This window comes from Microcoleus sp. BM001215392, from assembly GCF_036700185.1.
Lineage (GTDB): Bacteria > Cyanobacteriota > Cyanobacteriia > Cyanobacteriales > Microcoleaceae > Microcoleus.
Map to the genome: position 1 here is coordinate 1 of NZ_JAUBOJ010000687.1, position 1640 is coordinate 1640.

The 1640-nt window shown below is 46.6% G+C and carries 1 protein-coding gene; it reads left to right on the forward strand.

Annotated elements, in window-relative coordinates; translation table 11 throughout:
* Positions 1-862: 862 nt before the first annotated feature.
* Positions 863-1267 carry a hypothetical protein gene (locus QT974_RS34165; protein WP_333472788.1) on the forward strand — a complete coding sequence of 135 codons (405 nt, stop codon included), beginning with the start codon at positions 863-865 and terminating at the stop codon, positions 1265-1267.
* Positions 1268-1640 lie beyond the last annotated feature (373 nt).

Consider the following 1640-nt stretch of genomic DNA (forward strand, 5'->3'; position numbering starts at 1 on the left):
TTGGAGTTTAGACTAAGCAGGTCAAAAAGTGCGATCGCTCGCGAGACTAGCTCACAGTTCTCAAGAACGGCAATGGTCGCTGGCGACAACCTATCAGGCTCAACCATAATCTAGATGCCAGCGACCGTTGACGTTCTCGGAGACTTGCTGCAACAAAAAAAACTGTCTGCGATAGTTTCAACAGACAGCGTAAGGGTAGAAGATTGAGAATTCAGCTAAAAATCTCAAATCTACCTGCAATCTCTGTTAGAACAATTACGGGAATTTCGTCAACTTGCTTATGAATGTCTAGGCAATGCCAAAGACGCCACCTTTGAACTAGCAGATGCGGTAATGACGACTCGCCACGTCTCATGCGCGAGGAGATTTGGCCCTCAATCCCTTGTTTCGACGTGAGTGGTCCAGCGTCTATGAAGCGCTGCAAGATTGTAGACCAGACCGAGAAAAACTGATGCAACTGTACATCCAACAGATGTCACAAGTAGAACGTGAGCGTATTAGCGATCGATCCTACGGCATGGTTGAGACCCCATGCACGTACCCTCAAAGAGCGTACCTATGAACATCAACCGACAGCCTTACCTCACGGTATACCTGTTGGTATCGGTCGCCTGATATAGTACGATCGCACTGATACCAACGATGAGCGGGAGTTGGGCACTACCCTTAAGACATGAACGTATTACCAGTTGGGACAACCCAATCGGTAAAGGCGCTGAACAATTGGCACGCTTTGTGTGCATATCTTCAGCATAGACCGATCGCTTTATTTGACAGCGAGTATGGATGTGCCCAAGAGTGTAAAAGCCACCGCTGCGATCGCTGCTGATAAACTAATGCGTATTCGTTCTAATCGTGGCTTGTGGTCAGCACAAGAGCAGCCTATAGTGGTAAAGGCAGGCCCAAAATTCACGGTCAACAGTTTAAGCTCAACCACTCTCAAAGCTGGTGGACACCAGAACAAACTCTGGAATCTGTCGAGCCCAAACTGGGGAAAATCCGATTAAGAAAATGGGATGACTTGCATTTTCGAGGCAGTCCCAAACATCCAATGACTCTGATTTTAGTCGAAGGTTTAGAAACTGTAACGGGTCGATTAAATAGTCAACCTTTGTGGTTGGTTTGGGTTGGTATCCAAATGCCATCTCTGGCAGAAATTTGGCAACTGTATCTACGTCGCTTCGCCCTCGAACATTGGTATCGGTTAGCTCTCACAAACCTTGCATTGGACGGCTCGCCGAAGCTAAGCACTCAGCCAACAGTGTGAACGATGGAGTGATTTGATGCCTTTGCTAACCTGGCAATTATGGTTAGCTAAAGATGTCGTCAGAGAAATCCGTTTACAGGCGGCAAAAATCTCTGCCTGAATTGACACCTGGAAGGGTTGTACAATCAATGCTTCCACTTTTAATCAGGATTGGAAGTCCGGCTGTTTCTCCCAAACGGCGAGGAAATTCAGATGGATGGCAAACAGGAAAACCTCGCACTCGCCTGATGCCGCTATCCTGTGGTCAAAAAGGGTTCATGTCGGTTCCAAAACTCGTCAAAATCGATTATTTAACCTGGTCAGCTCTCTCTAAATCCACCATAATTTTTACTCAGCGTTAGCTGAGTAAATTTGTGCTTAGTCTAAACTCCAA